Source organism: Methanothermus sociabilis, from assembly GCF_055392295.1.
Window position 1 is genome coordinate 1045333 of record NZ_AP042467.1, and the last position, 15525, is coordinate 1060857.

11 protein-coding genes and 2 tRNA genes are annotated in these 15525 nt (G+C 33.2%); 4 read left to right on the forward strand and 9 right to left on the reverse strand.

Features of this window, described 5'->3' with window-relative positions; all coding sequences use genetic code 11:
• Positions 1–121 precede the first annotated feature (121 nt).
• The 5 genes from ACZ5LY_RS05700 to cpgS form a co-directional block, all read right to left on the reverse strand.
• The gene (locus ACZ5LY_RS05700; protein WP_148217873.1) at positions 122–1066 is read right to left on the reverse strand and encodes a radical SAM protein; all 945 of its coding nucleotides are present in this window, start codon (positions 1064–1066) and stop codon (positions 122–124) included.
• A gap of 233 nt (positions 1067–1299) precedes the next feature.
• A complete protein-coding gene (gene acs, locus ACZ5LY_RS05705; protein ID WP_464577350.1) occupies positions 1300–3183 on the reverse strand; it encodes an acetate--CoA ligase in 1884 nt (627 codons plus the stop codon).
• A 100-nt stretch (positions 3184–3283) separates the two neighbouring features.
• Complete coding sequence (thsA, locus tag ACZ5LY_RS05710) at positions 3284–4873, reverse strand: thermosome subunit alpha (protein WP_013413157.1); 1590 nt, start codon at positions 4871–4873, stop codon at positions 3284–3286.
• Positions 4874–4973: 100 nt separating this feature from the next.
• Positions 4974–5525: a putative ATP-dependent zinc protease gene (locus ACZ5LY_RS05715; protein WP_245526737.1), complete on the reverse strand. Its 552-nt coding sequence runs from the start codon at positions 5523–5525 to the stop codon at positions 4974–4976.
• A 4-nt stretch (positions 5526–5529) separates the two neighbouring features.
• Positions 5530–6912: a cyclic 2,3-diphosphoglycerate synthase gene (gene cpgS / locus ACZ5LY_RS05720; RefSeq protein ID WP_464577353.1), complete on the reverse strand. Its 1383-nt coding sequence runs from the start codon at positions 6910–6912 to the stop codon at positions 5530–5532.
• 499 nt (positions 6913–7411) lie between these two features.
• On the opposite strand from cpgS, the gene ilvD reads away from it, so the two are divergent.
• The 4 genes from ilvD (at position 7412) to thsA (ACZ5LY_RS05740) (ending at position 13002) form a co-directional block, all read left to right on the forward strand.
• Positions 7412–9061, forward strand: coding sequence for a dihydroxy-acid dehydratase (ilvD, locus tag ACZ5LY_RS05725; RefSeq protein ID WP_464577355.1), 1650 nt, complete (start codon positions 7412–7414; stop codon positions 9059–9061).
• 71 nt (positions 9062–9132) lie between these two features.
• Positions 9133–9489 carry a signal peptidase I gene (locus tag ACZ5LY_RS05730; protein WP_245526746.1) on the forward strand — a complete coding sequence of 119 codons (357 nt, stop codon included), beginning with the start codon at positions 9133–9135 and terminating at the stop codon, positions 9487–9489.
• A gap of 4 nt (positions 9490–9493) precedes the next feature.
• On the forward strand, positions 9494–11176 hold the full coding sequence (gene argS / locus ACZ5LY_RS05735; RefSeq protein ID WP_464577357.1) for an arginine--tRNA ligase: 1683 nt from the start codon (positions 9494–9496) through the stop codon (positions 11174–11176).
• Positions 11177–11373: 197 nt separating this feature from the next.
• The gene (gene thsA, locus ACZ5LY_RS05740) at positions 11374–13002 is read left to right on the forward strand and encodes a thermosome subunit alpha (protein ID WP_464577359.1); all 1629 of its coding nucleotides are present in this window, start codon (positions 11374–11376) and stop codon (positions 13000–13002) included.
• 17 nt (positions 13003–13019) lie between these two features.
• Here the strand turns inward: thsA (ACZ5LY_RS05740) and ACZ5LY_RS05745 are convergent, their stop codons facing one another.
• From ACZ5LY_RS05745 to ACZ5LY_RS05760, 4 genes are all read right to left on the reverse strand, one after another.
• Positions 13020–14177 (reverse strand): acetyl-CoA acetyltransferase, encoded by a 1158-nt coding sequence (locus ACZ5LY_RS05745; RefSeq protein WP_013413164.1) that lies wholly within the window; start codon positions 14175–14177, stop codon positions 13020–13022.
• A gap of 9 nt (positions 14178–14186) precedes the next feature.
• Positions 14187–15227, reverse strand: a complete 1041-nt coding sequence (locus ACZ5LY_RS05750; RefSeq protein WP_013413165.1) for a hydroxymethylglutaryl-CoA synthase — start codon at positions 15225–15227, stop codon at positions 14187–14189.
• A gap of 89 nt (positions 15228–15316) precedes the next feature.
• Positions 15317–15390: transfer RNA gene (locus tag ACZ5LY_RS05755), tRNA-Gly, on the reverse strand.
• 1 nt (position 15391) lies between these two features.
• Positions 15392–15465 (reverse strand) — tRNA-Gly (locus ACZ5LY_RS05760).
• Positions 15466–15525 lie beyond the last annotated feature (60 nt).

A 15525-nucleotide genomic window follows, 5' to 3' on the forward strand; every position in this document is an offset into this window, starting at 1 on the left:
CACCTCCTTCTTCTTTTGATTAATTATTTGTTCATTAATTATTAAATTGTTTTCTATTTTTCAATTTATTATGATAAATTTAAAAAAAGTTTATTAAAAATCAATTATTTGTTTAAAAAAGTTATTTAAATAACCAAGGTTCCATTAATACAGCCTTACATTCATGTTTAAATTTACATTTTCCACAATTTCTAGGCATTGGACATCCTATTTTTTTAACATATTCGTCTATGTTTTTCATTTCCTTTGGATAGTATCCTGAATAATTTACATTTTTTAAACCAATTTCTTTGCATTTTTTAACCAATTTTTCCATAAGTTTTTTACTTGGACCTGCATGATAATACAAAACAAAATTTGGTCTAAATCCTATCAATTTATAATTTAATGAAGGATCAATGTCTTTGATAAATTCTGCTATTTTTAAAACTTGTGAATCAGTAATTTTAGGAATAACAACAGATCTAAAAACTCTTATTTTTTCTGGATGATTTTTTGCAAGATATTCTGCATTTCTGAGTACAGGATCTACAGGAGCGCCAGTTAAGTTTTGATGTATGTCGTTGTCAAAGGCTTTTATCTCAAAATTTATGAAAGATGCAATTTTTACCAATTTTTTAAAAGTTTTCTTAGTTGCAAATCCATTCGTTGCAAAACCAATTCTTAAATTTTCTTTTTCTTCTGTTACATATTTTATGACTTCCTCTATGTATGGAAGATGTATCGAGGGTTCACCACCTGTGAAACTAATTCCAGAAACTCCTATTTTTTTAGCTATTTTACTTTCTAATTGTCTTAAAATTTCCTTACCTAATTTCTCAGGTTCTACATAACCCCTATATATCCAACCAGTGTCAGGATATTGTGAAATTCTATAAGCATTACAATAAAAACATCTAAATGAGCATCCAAGGAAAGTTATAGCATATGTTTTTAAAAGATACGTAATGCTTGTGTATGCAATTTCTGGTAATGTGCTTCTACAAACGCCTCTTTCACCTTTTATTCTATTTACACCACATTTCCATTCACAAAGTTTGCAATTTTTAAATTCTTTTAAATTCATTTCCCTCAATAAAAAAATTATTTTAAAACAAAATCTATTGTTTGTGATAAAAAAATATTTAATTATTATTATTGTTATTAATGTTTGGAACTATTGTAGGTTCTGTGTAGTAATACAATTTTATTTAACGTGTTTGTTTTTCATCAATATTCCAAAATACAACAAATTCTGTTGAAAAAAGCATGACTAGTTATTTCATTAAAAATAAAATTAAAACAAAAAAATTTAAAAGTTTAATCTTCTAATGTAGATGTATCTCCTAACTCTTCACCTAACTCTTTAGCTCTTAATATCCTCCTCATGACTTTACCGCTTCTAGTTTTAGGTAATTTATCAACTTGTTCCATTTCGCCAATAACTGCTATTGGTCCAATTTCATGTTTCACATGTTCTTTTATTTTTTCCATTAAATTGACATCTAATTTCTTACCATTTTTTAAAACTAAAAATGCTTTGATGACATTGCCCTTAATTGGATCAGGTTTACCAATTACTGCAGCCTCTGCAACGTCAGGATGTGAAATTAACGCAGATTCGACTTCTGCAGTTCCAATTCTATGTCCAGAAATATTTATAACATCATCTGACCTTCCTAAAATCCAGAAGTAACTATCTTTATCTTTTTTCCCCACATCTGTTGCCAAATAATAACCTGGAATAGTTTCCCAATATTCTCTATACCTTTTTTCGTCTTTATAAATGGTTCTCATCATTGCTGGCCAAGGCTTTTTTATGACAACATAACCTTTTTCTCCAGGTTTCACAGGATCGCCATTCTTATTTACAATGTCTGCATCAATGCCAGGAAGAGGTTTTGTTACAGATCCTGGTTTTAATGGTGCAGTTGGCAATGGAGATATCATGTGCATTCCTGTTTCTGTTTGCCACCAAGTATCCATTATTGGACATCTTTCATTACCAATAACTTTGTAATACCATAACCAAGTTTCAGGATCAATGGGTTCTCCAACAGTGCCAAGAATTTTTAAAGTAGAAAGATTGTATTTTTTTGGATGCCTATCACCAAACCTTCGAAGATGTCTCAATGCTGTTGGAGCTGTATAAAATTTTGTTACACCGTATTTTTCAATTATTCTCCACCATATTGCAGGATCTGGATAATCAGGTGCTCCTTCATATATTATAGTTGTTGTTCCAAGTAGTAAAGGACCATATACTATATAACTATGCCCTGTTATCCATCCTATGTCTGCTGTACAGAAATAGAGATCATCATCATGAATATCAAATACCATTTTGAGTGTGCTGCTTACACCTACCATATATCCACCGACTGTATGTAGAACACCCTTTGGTTTACCAGTGCTTCCTGAAGTATAGAGGATAAACAATGGATCCTCTGCATCCATTTTTTCTGGAGGACATTCTGAATCTTCACCTTCTATTAATTTATCATAGAAAAATTCCCTACCTGTTAATTCTGAGATTTTTACAGGTACATTAGCATGATTTACAACTACTATGGTTTCAACACTAGGACATTTTGCTACAGCTTCATCCACATTATCTTTAAGTTTTATAATCCTTCCTCGTCTAAATGTAGCATCAGCAGTTATTACTACTTTTGCATTTGTTTCTCTTATTCTTTCTTCTAATGCTCCTACACTTAATCCTGAAAACACTACTGTATGAATTGCACCTATCTTTGCACAAGCTAACATCGATATAACTAATTCAGGGCACATTGGTAGATATAAACAAACTACATCGCCTTTTTTCACACCAAGTCTTTTTAAGGCATTTGCCATTTTATTTACTTCTGTGTATAACTCATAATACGTTAGTTTCCGTTCTTTTTCTTTTTCACTAGTGTAAATAATTGCAATTTTGTTTCTTTTTCCAGTTTTTATCCATCTGTCTACAGCATTATATGTGATATTTGTTTTACCATTCACAAACCATTTATAGAAAGGTTTATTGCTGTCATCCAATATCATGTCCCATTTTTTAAACCATTTAAAATCTTTAGCCTTTTTCTTCCAATATTCTTCAATGTCTTTTCCTTTTTCAATCTCTTTTTCCCAATCCTTTACATGTGCTCTTTTTACAATTTCTTCTGGTGGTTCTATTATCATGTCTTCAAAATTTTCTTTCATACTTTCCACCATTTTTATTTCTATTGAAAATTGATATATATTAATTATGATAATTATGAAAATAAAATTAAAATGTAATACTAATTAAGAAAAAATAAAATTAGGAAGATTCCTCTTCTCCCTTTGATTTAAATGTTTCACTTGCCGCAATTACATCGTCAATTCTTAATATCATTTCTGCTGCTTCCGCTGCTGATTGTACTGCTTGCTTTTTAACTCTGTATGGTTCTATTACGCCCATTTCAAGCATGTCTATAACTTCACCACTGAAAACATCAATTCCCATAGTTGTTGATTCTTCATGTGCAGCTCTCAAATCAACTAGTACATCAATACTATCCATACCTGCATTCTCTGCCAATGTCTTTGGAATTATTTCTAATGCATCTGCAAATGCTTGAATTGCTAATTGCTCTCTTCCACTTACTGTTTCTGCATAATCTCTTAATCTCTTTGCAAGCTCAACTTCAGGAGCTCCTCCACCAGCGACTATTTTCTTATCTTCTATGACTGCAGACACAACGCCTATAGCATCTTCCACTGCTCTTTCAACTTCACTTACTACATGTTTAGTGCTACCTCTAAGAATTATAGAAACAGCTTTTGGATTTTTACAACCTTCAACAAATGTTAATATTTCATCAAATATTTTCTTTTCATAAACAACTTCTGCTTCGCCTAAATCATCTTCTGTTAAATCTCGAATGTCCATTACTATTTTTCCACCAGTAGCTTTCTCTAAGCGTTTCATATCTGTATTTTTAACTCTTTTGAGTGCATATATTCCTTCTCTAGCTAAATAGTGTTGTGCTAAATCATCAATGCCTTTTTGACAGAATACAACATTTGCACCAACATCTACTATTTTTTGAACCATCTCTTTTATCATTTCCTCTTCTTGTTCAATGAATTTTTGCATTTGTGATGGATCTGTAATTCTAATTTTTGCATCGATCTCTGTCTCCTTAACTTCTAAAGGATATTTTAACAATGCTATTTTTGCATTTTCAATTTTTTTAGGCATCAATGGAGATACCCTTCCTTTATCAATTGCAAGACCGTCTACAATTTGGGAATCATCAACTGATGCTCCAGCTATTCTTTGGATGTGAATATAATCTTTATCAACTTCTCCATTCTCTTCCACTTGTTTTACAGCTTTAACAACTAACTCTGCTAGTGGTTTTCTAGCTTTCTCTGAACCTTTTCCAGTCATTGCTGTCATTGCAACCTTTAACAATGTTTCTTCATCATCTGCAGTTATTGCAATATCATCTAATATCTCCTGAGCTTTTTTAGCTGCTTTTCTGTAACCCATTGATATTATTGTAGGATGTATATCCATATCTAGTAAATCTTCTGCTTTCTTGAGTAACTCTCCAGCTAAAACAACGGCTGTTGTTGTACCGTCTCCAACCTCATCCTCTTGAGTTTTAGCAACCTCAACGAGCATTTTTGCTGCAGGATGCTCAATATCCATTTCCTTTAAAATTGTTACACCGTCATTTGTGACAACTATGTCTCCTAGAGAATCAACAAGCATCTTGTCCATTCCTTTAGGTCCTAATGTTGTCCTTATGGTCTCTCCTAATACTTTTCCTGCTAAAATGTTCATTCTTTGTGCGTCTCTACCTATGTATCTTTTTGTTTTTGCAGGTAAAATGTATATGGGTGTATTTAGTCCTCTCAAAAGATCACCTTTCCTTTTTTGTGAATTGTTTTAATAATTTCTCAATAAATCTAAAAAAATTTGATGTTATATCTTTATGTTATTTGGATGCTAGCTCTTTCTATATAAAACTTTTGTTTTTTGCATCTGTTAACAAATTCCACTTAAATTCCCAAAAATATTTTTCTTCTTCTTTAGATGGTTTTAAATGCTCCATTTCATGAGAAATACCATATGCTACAGGGCCTTTAAAGGTTAATGGACCTCTTAATTTTTTTATTCTTATTTCATTACTCATAGGATCTAACTCAGCTTTTATTATTGTTTTACCGTCTATAGTAATTTTGTAGGGTCTTTTAACTAATTTTCTTTCTTTTTCATTTCCACATTTTTCTAGACGATAAACTGTGCCTTCTTTACTTAATATTTTTGGATTTAGGAATAAATAGATTTTTTCTAAAGTATATCCTATTTTTTTATTTTCATCATAACGAGTCACTTTTTCCTTCACAGCTATAGAACTTTCAGAATTTTTTACGACACTCCAGTCTCCACCAAAACGAATAGAAAAAATAAGAGGTAAGAAACTTTCTTTGGGAATATTAAGTTCTTCTATTATTCTTTTTTCTTCCACAGCAAATTTTAACATTTTTTTAATATTAGAAACTTTCAATATATCACCTATTGTTTTTAAAATCATCTATTGCCATTTCTACAACTTCAATAATTGCATCATCGATGTTTCCATAACTCTCATCTATAACTACAGGAATATTATCACAATATACAACATTTAGACCTGCTTCTATAGCTACCCTAGTTGCAACGTCAACAGCTGCAGCCTTTAATTCCGTCAACATTAAATCTGCCTTGTTTATATATTTTTTTAAATCTCTACGTAATAATGGACGATTTGATAAATGTGGTGTGACACCTACCACATCGCATCCATATTTACTTTCTAGATAATTAACTAATTTCCCTACAACAACTTTTGGTGCTGTAGTTGCAAATAACACTTTTTTACCTTCAACATTGCCCACTGGTTTAGGTCTAAATACAGTAGGAATAACATTTGCTGATGGATTTATTTCTTTTATAAATTTTTCTACCTTTTTAATTTTTTCTGTAGTTGCCATAGGTTCTTCACACATTGTTATTATGACAAGATCTGCTAATCCTATCCTAAATGGTCCAAAGAAATTGTTAATATTTATCATTGGCTGATTTGCACCAACTGTAACTATTTGCCTATTTGTTTTAACAGGAGGTATTGCTGCTCCACTACCTTCCATTATAACAAAGTCAGAATCTAATTTATTGGCAATTTCAGCACCTCTTTTCACATTTGTTATGAATGTATCACCAAGCATTCCACCGCCACATCTTCTACATCCGACTGTAAGAATTCTACTCATTAATGCATCTTCCCAATGATCTGATGCTGCATGTACACCTTTATCAGCTTGTTCTAATAAATATTCAGCTGTTATTTCTATTTTATTTCCTTCTACTATTTCAGGTTCTCGTGGTCCTCCACGACCCATCGCAACTACACATGGATTGTATTTATGTTTATGAATGACTCTTGCAGCATATGCAGATACCGCAGTTTTTCCTATTCTTTTTCCAGTTCCTATAATTTTAATCGATGGCTTTTCTAACACATCATATTCTGTAAGTGGTTCAAATTTAAAATCAGCGCCCTGATATACAGCGCCTTCTTTTAGAACTATGGATGCTATTCTAAATCTTTTTGTATAATCTACAACAGGTTCATCACTTAAATCCATAACTATATCAGCATTATATTTTTTTACACATTTTTTTATTACATCATATGGTATTTTTTTTGGATCAGGCCCAAAGAAAACTGGTTTTCCTAATTTTTCAGAATATTCTTTAGGATCTTCAATTTGGAGTTTTTCAGTTCCCCCAATGAATACTACAGCTACAACATCTATATGTTCAAGATCATCCAATATTTCAATAGAATCTTTAACTACAGGAAAATAATGTTCACCATCTACTAAGCATATCATTTTTTTAGTTTCACCCATTTTTTATCCTCCTTAGCTTTGGTATAATTATATTGTAATCGTGTTTTGATAAGTAAAGTATTCCACAAAGTTTCTACCTCATCGAGAAAACTTGTCTGAGGCTATCTAATTTGTAGGAGATAGCCTTGGGCAGAGGTATTATCCAGACAGATTATTAAGGCTGTCTCTCCCTCTCATTTTTATTCACATATTGATATATTTAATAATCTCTATCTTATTTTTCATGGCTTAGCGTTCTAACGTTTCTTTTGGATTTACTTCCGAATACTGGCTTTTAGCTTTGTATTAATAAGTGAAGGAATTTACCGAAAGGCATCCAAAAATTTGAGTAAATTATGATTTTTTAACTATATTTCTTCTTAAGTTATATATTATTGAATAACTATAAATGCTTTTCAGCTCTCACCTCCACACGTTCGCATGGAGATTTCTCGCCGATAGAATTTAAATGAAAATTGTCATTAATAATGATTGAAGATAATTTTCTGGAGGTCTAAAATTGATAAGCGACGAAATAAAAAAAGGTGTAGAAAGGAGTCCACATAGGGCATTGCTTAGGGCGTGCGGTGTCACAGATTCAGATTTTGATAAACCCTTTATAGGAATTGCCAATAGTTTTACAGAAATAGTACCAGGTCATATACACCTTAAAAAATTATCTAAATTTGTTAAGTTGGGAATTAGCCAAGCAGGTGGAGTGCCTTTTGAATTCAATACAATAGCAATATGTGATGGTATAGCTATGAATCATGAAGGAATGAAATATTCTCTTGCATCTAGAGAACTTATAGCTGACAGTATTGAAAGCATGGCTAAAGCTCATTGCTTTGATGGATTAGTGTTATTGTCTTCATGTGATAAAATAATACCAGGAATGCTAATGGCTGCAGCAAGATTAAACATACCATCTATAGTTATAACAGGAGGTCCTATGTTACCTGGAGAATTTAATGGTAAAGTTGTAGATTTGATAGATGTATTTGAAGGAATAGGAGCTGTGAATTCTAAAAAAATGAAAAAAAAGGAATTATATAAATTAGAAGAAGTTGCATGCCCTGGCCCTGGCTCATGTGCAGGATTATTCACAGCAAATACTATGGCTTGTGTTACTGAAGCCCTTGGCATGAGTCTTCCAGGTTGTGCAACAGCTCATGCCGTAACTTCAAAAAAAATGCATATAGCTAAATTATCTGGTCAGAAAATTGTAAAAATGGTAAAAAATAATATGAAGCCTAGAGACATAATGACAAGAAGTGCATTTGAAAATGCAATAGCTGTTGACCTTGCATTAGGGGGATCTACAAATACAGTTTTACATTTATTGGCGATAGCAAATGAATCTAATGTGGAAATAACTTTGGACACGTTTGATGAGATAGGGAGAAAAATACCTAACATAACTTCAATTTCACCGGCTGGAAAGCATAGAATGATTGATTTAGATAGAGCAGGTGGAGTACCTGCTATAATGAAAACATTAAAAGACAAAATAAATTTAGATACTGTTACGTGTACTGGTAAAACTTGGAGAGAAATCCTGAGAGATTTTAAAGTGAAAGATAGGAAAGTCATAAGACCCATTGAAAAACCTATACATAAAGAAGGTGGAATAGCAATATTAAAAGGTAATTTAGCTCCAAATGGTGCAGTAGTCAAACAAAATGCTGTAAAAAAAGACATGTTAAAACATGAAGGTCCTGCAAGAGTTTTTGATAGTGAAGAAGAATGTGTTAAGGCCATTCGCAATTTTAAAATAAAAGAAGGAGATGTAGTTGTTATAAGATATGAGGGACCTAAAGGTGGTCCAGGAATGCGTGAAATGTTAAGACCAACTTCTGCCATTGTTGGAAGTGGATTAAAACGTGTTGCACTTGTTACTGATGGAAGATTTTCTGGAGGTACAAGAGGGCCATGTATAGGCCATGTTTCACCTGAAGCCGCTGAAAATGGACCTATAGCTGCTATAAGAGATGGTGATATCATAAGCATAGATATACCAAATCGTAGGCTTGAGGTTAAACTGAAAAAAGAAGAAATATTAAAAAGACTTAAATCTATTACTAAACCTAAAAAAGAAGTAAAAGGTTGGTTAGCAAGATATCAAAAATTCGCAACATCTGCTGATAAAGGTGCAATTTTAAGGTGTTGAAATTGAAAAAGTCAGTAGAAGACGCAATATATGTATGTTTAATCATAGTGGCAATTATTCTGTCTCAGCATATGAACGTAGTTGTATCAGGTAGTATGGAACCTACTTTTTATAGGGGAGACATAGTATTAGTTCAGAAGGCAGATTTCTTTGGTATACATGAATTTAATCCTGAAAATTTACATAAAGGTGACATTATTGTTTATAGAGCTAGTTGGTTCCCAGAACCTGTCATCCACAGGATTATTTATGTAGGTGTAACAAAAGATGGTGAAAAATTTTATATAACAAAAGGTGACAATAACCCAGCTCCAGACCCATTACCAGTTTATCCATCCCAAGTAGTATCTAAAGTTATAGAATTCAATGACAAGCCTGTGTATATCCCAAAAATTGGTTATATAACATTATGGCTCAAGGGAATGTGAGATCATGTTCATGGAAATCGAAGAAAAAATAAAAAATTCCATTGTAAATGCTTTAAAAGATTTAAATTATCCCGTTGTGGACATAAATTTAGAAGAACCTCCAAGTAAAGATTTAGGGGATTTGTCTACAAATTTATCTTTTAAGCTAGCATCTGATTTAGGCATGAATCCTGTAGATATTGCAAATAACATTGTAAACGCCATGGAAACTCCAAAATATATTTCAAAAGTAGAAACAAAAGGGCCTTACATAAATTTTTTCATAGATTATGACGCATTTGCACCAAAACTTCTAAAAAAAATTGATGAAAATTATGGTAATTTAAAATCAAAAAATAAAAAGGTAATACTTGAACATACATCAGCCAATCCAAATGGTCCATTACATGTGGGACATTTGAGAAATGCCATAATTGGAGATTCTTTAGCTAGGATTATGAGGGCAGCAGGGTACGATGTAGAGACACATTATTATGTTAATGATATGGGAAGGCAAGTTGCAATGGTAGTTTGGGGAGCACTAAATTTAGAATTTAAAAAAGAAAAGGTAAAAAAAGATCATGAAATTGGAAAAATTTATTACCTAGCTAATAAAGCACTTGAAAATGATCCAAAAATAGAAAATGAAGTAAATAAACTGATGAAGAAATATGAAGAAGGAGATAAAAAAACCAGGAAAATTTTCAAGAATATAGTGAAAAAATGTTTAGAAGGAATTAAAGAAACATTAAAAAATTTGAACATCGAACATGACAAATTTGTATGGGAAAGTGACTTTGTGAGAGACAGTAGCATTGAAAAAATCATTGAAAAATTGAAAAACACAGAGTATTTTTATGAATCAGAGGGTGCAATTTGTCTTAATTTAGAAAAATTTGGCATTGAAAAAGAACTTATATTAAAAAGGTCTGATGGAACATCTCTTTATGCTACCAGAGATATTGCTTATCATTTTATGAAATCTCAGAATGCTGACATTGTAATTGATGTATTAGGTTCAGACCATAAACTTACTGCAGAACAAGTAAAAACAGTGATGAAAATTTTAAAGTCTAAACAACCAGAAATAATATTCTATGAATTTATAACACTTCCAAATGGATCTATGTCAACAAGAAAAGGAACTTTTGTGTCAGTAGATGAATTAATAGAAGAAAGTAAAAAAAGGGCAATAGAAGAAATAAAAAAGAGAAGAAAAGATATAAGCGAAAGTGAAATGGAAAAAATAGCTGAAATTGTGGGTATAGGTGCAATAAGATATTATATAGCAAAATTGTCACCAGAAAAACATCTCACATTTAAATGGGAGGATGTATTAGATTTTGAAAAAGGTTGTGCATCAATTCAGTATGCACATGCCAGGGCATGTAAACTACTCAAAAAAGCGAAATATAAAGAAAAAGAATATGAAATTGATAAGTGGCCATTAAATGATTTAGAGATTGATTTGATAAGAATTTTATCTAAATTTCCAAAAATTGTGGAAACTGCTGCTAAAACTAGGAAAATACACATGGCTGCACAATATGCACAAGAACTTGCAAATGCTTTTAATAGATTTTATAAACATGTTCCAGTAATAGGTTCAGAACATGAAAAAAATAGATTAGTTCTTGTAGAGAAGTGTAAGATAACCATAAATAATTGTTTAAAACTTCTTGGAATAAAAGCACCAAGTAGTATGTAATATTTAATTATCAGATCCGGTGGGATTCATCATTCAATCAGCTAAGTCCGCCTTCATCATTCTTTTGGTAGTCAGGGGAGGTGCATTTCATCATTACTAGACTTTCTATTTTGTTTCTTATTTGATATTTTTAACCGAAAAATATTTATATAATTACAAACCCAGTGATAATGTGAAGAAAATTTTGAGGTGATGTCATGGTAGGAGAAAGAGGAGCACAATTACAACAACCAGTGCTAATTTTACCTGAAGATACAAGAAGATACATAGGTAGAGACGCACAAAGAATGAACATTTTAGCAGGAAAAGTATTAGGAGAGACCATAAGGACAACATTAGGACCTAAAGGAATGGACAAGATGCTTGTTGATTCTCTAGGAGACATAGTTGTCACAAATGACGGTGTAACAATTTTAAAGGAAATGGATATTGAGCATCCTGCAGCAAAAATGCTCGTTGAGGTTGCTAAAACTCAAGAGGATGAGGTTGGAGACGGTACAACAACAGCCGTTGTTTTAGCTGGAGAGTTACTCAAGAAAGCAGAAGATTTACTAGATATGGATATACATCCTACAATAATATCAATGGGTTACAGAAAAGCAGCTAAAAAAGCTCAGGAGATATTAGATGATATTGCAATAACTGCAGATGATGAAGAAACATTGTTAAAGGTTGCAATGACAGCAATGACTGGAAAAGGTTCAGAGAAAGCTAGAAAACCACTAGCAGAGTTAGTTGTTAAAGCTGTAAAACAAGTGGAAGAGAATGGAGAAGTTGATAAAGATCATATAAAAATTGAGAAAAAAGAAGGTGGATCAGTCGACGATTCAGAACTTGTACAGGGAGTTATCATAGATAAAGAAAGAGTACACCCAGGAATGCCAAAAGAAGTGAAAAATGCTAAAATTGCTTTATTAAACTGTCCACTAGAAGTTAAGGAAACTGAAGTGGACGCTGAAATTAGAATTACAGATCCATCACAAATGCAAAAATTTGTAGAGCAAGAAGAGGAAATGATAAAAGAGATGGTAAAGACAATAGTGGACACAGGTGCAAATGTCGTATTCTGTCAAAAAGGCATTGATGATTTAGCACAACACTATTTAGCTAAGGAAGGAGTATTAGCAGTTAGAAGAGTTAAAAAATCAGACATGGAAAAATTATCCAAAGCAACCGGTGGTTCAATAGTAACAAATGTTAAAGATTTATCACCAGATGATTTAGGAGAAGCTGGCAGAGTAATTGAAAAGAAAGTAGCAGGAGAAGAAATGATATATGTGGAAGACTGCAAAGAACCAAAAGCTGTTACAATATTAGCAAGAGGGTCAACTGAACATGTAGTAAGTGAAGTTGAAAGAGCAATAGAAGATGCTATAGGCGTTGTGTCTGCAGTCATAGAAGATAAGAAAATAGTCGCTGGTGGAGGAGCTCCTGAAGTTGAGCTTGCAAAGAGATTAAGAGATTATGCAGAAACAGTAAGTGGAAGAGAGCAATTAGCAATTCAAGCATTTGCAGATGCATTAGAAATAATTCCAAAGACATTGGCAGAGAATGCAGGTATGGATAGTATTGATGCATTAGTAGATTTAAGAACTGCACATGAAGAATCAACAACTATGGGACTAGATGTGTTCGAAGGAAAAGTAGTTGACATGTTAGAAGCAGGAGTTATAGAGCCATACAGAGTTAAAAAGCAAGCAGTACAATCAGCAGCAGAAGCAGCAGAAATGATATTAAGAATTGATGATGTAATTGCGGCATCTCCAGAAGAAGAAGGTGAAGGTGAAGGACCTGAAGGAATGGGCGGAGAAATGCCCAGTATGTAAATTTTGACTTCCTTTTTCTATTTTTTATTTGTAAATATATGTACTACTGCAGTTCCTCCAGTTCCTCCAATATTATGTGTTAACGCTGTTTCTGCACCATCTACTTGTCTTTTACCAGCTTCTCCTCTTAATTGATACACAGCTTCAACAACTTGTGCTATGCCAGTTGCACCTAATGGATGACCACGTGCTTTTAAACCTCCAGATGGATTAAATGCCACATCTCCATCAAGTTCCACTATACCTTCTTCAAATGCAACTCCACCTTCTCCTTTTTCAACAAAACCTAAATCTTCAAGTGCCAAAATACCACTTATACTGAAACAATCATGTACTTCAACTAGATCAATGTCATTTGGAGATAATTTAGCTTGTTTGTATGCTTTTTTAGCTGCATGCACTGTAGCCCTGAGAGTAGTTATATCATCTCTATCATGGAGAGCAATGGTATCAGATGCCTGAGAAGATGCTTTTACATATATTGGAGTATCAGTGTATTCTTTAGCTTTTTCTGCTGGACATAAAACAACAGCTGCTGCACCATCAGATATTGGAGAACAATCTAAAAGTCTCAATGGATCTGCAACCATTGTGGAATTTAATACTTGATCAACAGTTACTTTAAATGGAAATTGTGCCTTGGGGTTCATTGATGCATGTTTATGATTTATGACTGAAACTAATGCCAATTGCTCTCTTGTGGTACCATATTCATGCATATGTCTACGGGCTATCATAGCATACAAAGAAGGAAATGTCACACCAGATCTAGCTTCCCATTCCTGATCAGACGCTGTTGAAATTGCTAAAGTTGGGTCTGTTACATCAGTCATTTTTTCTACACCTGCAGCAACCACTATATCATGATAACCAGATGCTACAGACATTATGGCATTTCTTAATGCTAATCCCCCAGATGCACAAGCTGCTTCTACTCTAACACATGGTGTCGGTGTTAAACCTGCATAGTCTGCAATTAAGGATGCTACATGTTCTTGTTGTATAAATAATCCTGAAGACATGTTTCCAATGTATAATGCATCAATATCTGCTCCACTAATGTCGGCATCTTCTAGTGCACCTATTCCGGCTTCAACTACTAAATCTCTAAGTGATGAATCCCAAAGTTCACCAAACTTCGTCTGAAATGCTCCAATAATTGCTACATCTCTCATAAAAATACCTCAAAATATTTTTAATTTCTTTTTAAATTTTGCATATAAAGCATAATCAATATATTCTTTCCTTTCTATAAATTCTTTTACTTTAGGAGTTAATTCTCTTTTTTCTTCTATTTTGTCTGTTACTTCAATTATAAATGCATCACTTCCAGCCCCAGATCCATAAGATACAGCTAATATTCTTTCACCAGGTTTTGAAACATCTAATATTGCTGCCAAGCCTAACAATGTAGATCCAGAATATGTATTACCTATTTTAGGAACTAGAAGTCCTGTCTCAACTTGTTCTCGATCAAAACCCAATTTTTTGGCTACTTTAAGATAAAATTTACCGTTAGGCTGGTGGAAGACAGCATAATCATAATCAGATGGTTTTGTCCCTGTTTTTTCCATTATACCCTTAGCTGCAGAAATTATATGTTTGAAATATGCTGGTTCTCCAGTAAATCTACCTCCATGTTTTGGATACGGACTGCCTTCTCTTCGATAAAAATCTGGCGTATCTGTTGTATAACTATAGGTATCTATAATATTTGCTAAACAGCCATCATTCCCGATGATATATGCAGCGCCGCCTGCTGCGGCTGTATATTCTAAAGCATCGCCTGGAGCCCCTTGTGCGGTATCAGCTCCAATAGCAACTCCATATTTTATAATTCCAGATTTAACTAATCCCATACATAATTGTATGCCTGCAGTACCTGCCTTACATGCAAATTCAAGATCCGCCGCAGTCAATGTTGGGGTAGATCCAATGGCTTCTGCAACAATTGTTGCTGTTGGTTTAACAGCATAAGGATGTGATTCTGATCCGACATATATTGCACCAATATCTTTAGGATTTATTTTAGCCATTTTTAGTGCATTTCTGGCAGCTTCAACAGATATTGTAGCCGTATCTTCGTCAATGCCAGGTACAGACTTTTCTTCTACCAATAATCCACGAGATATTGCTTTTGGATCATCTCCCCATACTCTAGCAATTTCTGATGTCTTTATTCTGTAAATTGGTATATAAACTCCATAACCAACTATTCCAACCATATCTATCACTTCTTAAAAAATTAATCCTAAAAAGTAGATTGTAATTAAAAAATATAAAATTTATGTAAAAAAAATAATTCAAGAAATAGTGCGGTTGCCGGGATTTGAACCCGGGCTGCGGGCTTGGAAGGCCCGCGTCCTAACCAGGCTAGACCACAACCGCATGCGGCGTCCGGGATTTGAACCCGGGTCACTGGCGTGGCAGGCCAGCGTCTTAACCAGGCTGGACTAACGCCGCTCAGGGAATTTATCTTCTTTTTTACCAATAATTTTGTGTATAACTACTAATATATATATT

Excerpts from the sequence above, each read along its gene's own strand:
- ACZ5LY_RS05750 (WP_013413165.1), bottom strand. The coding sequence starts at position 15,227 with ATGGTTGGAATAGTTGGTTATGGAGTTTATATACCAATTTACAGAATA.
- ACZ5LY_RS05745 (WP_013413164.1), bottom strand. The coding sequence starts at position 14,177 with ATGAGAGATGTAGCAATTATTGGAGCATTTCAGACGAAGTTTGGTGAA.
- argS (WP_464577357.1), top strand. The coding sequence starts at position 9,494 with ATGTTCATGGAAATCGAAGAAAAAATAAAAAATTCCATTGTAAATGCT.
- ACZ5LY_RS05730 (WP_245526746.1), top strand. The coding sequence starts at position 9,133 with ATGAACGTAGTTGTATCAGGTAGTATGGAACCTACTTTTTATAGGGGA.
- cpgS (WP_464577353.1), bottom strand. The coding sequence starts at position 6,912 with ATGGGTGAAACTAAAAAAATGATATGCTTAGTAGATGGTGAACATTAT.
- thsA (WP_464577359.1), top strand. The coding sequence starts at position 11,374 with ATGGTAGGAGAAAGAGGAGCACAATTACAACAACCAGTGCTAATTTTA.
- ACZ5LY_RS05700 (WP_148217873.1), bottom strand. The coding sequence starts at position 1,066 with ATGAATTTAAAAGAATTTAAAAATTGCAAACTTTGTGAATGGAAATGT.
- acs (WP_464577350.1), bottom strand. The coding sequence starts at position 3,183 with ATGAAAGAAAATTTTGAAGACATGATAATAGAACCACCAGAAGAAATT.